This window comes from Martinezella lusitana (assembly GCF_010668395.1).
In the GTDB taxonomy this organism is placed as follows: Bacteria; Pseudomonadota; Alphaproteobacteria; order Rhizobiales; family Rhizobiaceae; genus Rhizobium; species Rhizobium lusitanum_A.
The window spans coordinates 1-1482 of record NZ_WUEY01000063.1; the positions used below are offsets into that span (position 1 = coordinate 1).

Annotated in this window: 2 protein-coding genes; both read right to left on the minus strand. The window is 62.0% G+C overall.

Annotation, left to right across the window (positions count from 1 at the left end; translation table 11 throughout):
* On the minus strand, nt 1-233 hold a 233-nt coding region (locus tag GR212_RS36510), incomplete at its 3' end, for an iron-containing alcohol dehydrogenase (protein ID WP_163994998.1).
* On the minus strand, nt 230-1482 hold a 1253-nt coding region (locus tag GR212_RS36515), incomplete at its 5' end, for an aldehyde dehydrogenase family protein (RefSeq protein ID WP_163995000.1). The genes GR212_RS36515 and GR212_RS36510, both read right to left, overlap by 4 nt.

Below are 1482 nucleotides of genomic sequence, written 5' to 3' on the forward strand. Positions count from 1 at the left end.
TTCTTCTCGTTCGGGTTCGGATCGACATCGGCGAAGAGCGCACGGCCGAGACCCGCATCCTCGAGAATGTCCAGAGCCGTCTTGGTGATCGCCATCGAGGCAAGTCCCCGGTCAGTGACCAGAAGCGGCTTCTTCATGCCCAGGCTCTTGCAGGCGTCCGCGAGTTCCTTGATGCGGCCACGGCCGAGCTTGAAGGCGTTCGGATAGCTCCAATTGGCTGAGATAGTGCTCATGCTGTTACTTTCTTCAGGTGATAGGATTTCGGACGCGTCAGGTTGTGGAAGCCGATGACCGACAGCGAGCCGCCGCGGCCGGTTTCCTTGACGCCGGTCCAGCACAGAGCCGGATCGAGATAGTCGGCGCGGTTCATGAAGACGGTGCCGGTTTCGATCTCATGGCCGATCCGCGAGGCACGCTCGACATCCTTTGTCCAGAGCGAAGCCGTCAGGCCATAGGGGCTGTCGTTCATCAGCCCCAGCGCTTCCGCATCGCTCTTCACCTTCATGATGCCGACGGCCGGACCGAAGGTCTCTTCCCGCATGAAGGCCATCGAATGATCGACGTTGACGAGGATCTGCGGCGCGAGATAGGCACCGCCGTCATCGGCCGGGAACAGCTTGGGATCGACGAGCGCCTTGGCGCCTTTGGCGACGGCATCGGCGATCTGGTCGCGAACCACCTTGGCGAAGCGCTTGTGCGCCATCGGCCCGAGCGAGGTTTCCGGATCGAGCGGGTTGCCGAGCTTGTAGTTCGAAACCCATGCGACCGACTTTTCGACAAAGGCGTCGTACAGCGATTCATGCACGTAGATGCGCTCGATGCCGCAGCAGCACTGGCCGGAATTGAAGGTGGCGCCATCCATCAGCGTATCGACGGCGGCGTCGAGATCGGCATCCTCCATGACGTAGCCCGGATCCTTGCCGCCAAGCTCGAGCCCGAGGCTGGTAAACGTACCGGCAGCCGCGCGCTCGATCGACCGTCCGCCTTCGACGGAGCCGGTGAAATTGACGAAGTTGAAGCTTCCGGCCGCAATCAGCGCCGAGGTCGTCTCATGGTCGAGGAAGATATTCTGGAAGACGTCGGCGGGAACGCCGGCCTCGACAAGGGCCTGCACCAGCCGCTCGCCGACGAGCAACGTCTGGCTCGCATGCTTGAGGATCACCGTATTACCGGCCATCAGCGCCGGAGCAACCGTGTTGATCGCCGTCATGTAAGGATAGTTCCACGGTGCGATGACGAAGACGACGCCGTGCGGCTCGCGCTCGATGCGGCGGGCAAAACTCGCACTGTCTTCGACAACAAGCGGCGCGAGCGCATCGGCGGCGATCGACGCGACGTAGTTGGAGCGCTCGTTGAAGCCCCGATATTCGCCGCCATACTTGATCGGCCGGCCCATTTGCCAGGCAAGTTCCGGCACGACGACATCGGCCATCTCATTAAGCCGGGCGACGCCCTTCAGCACGAGTTGGACACGATCTTCCA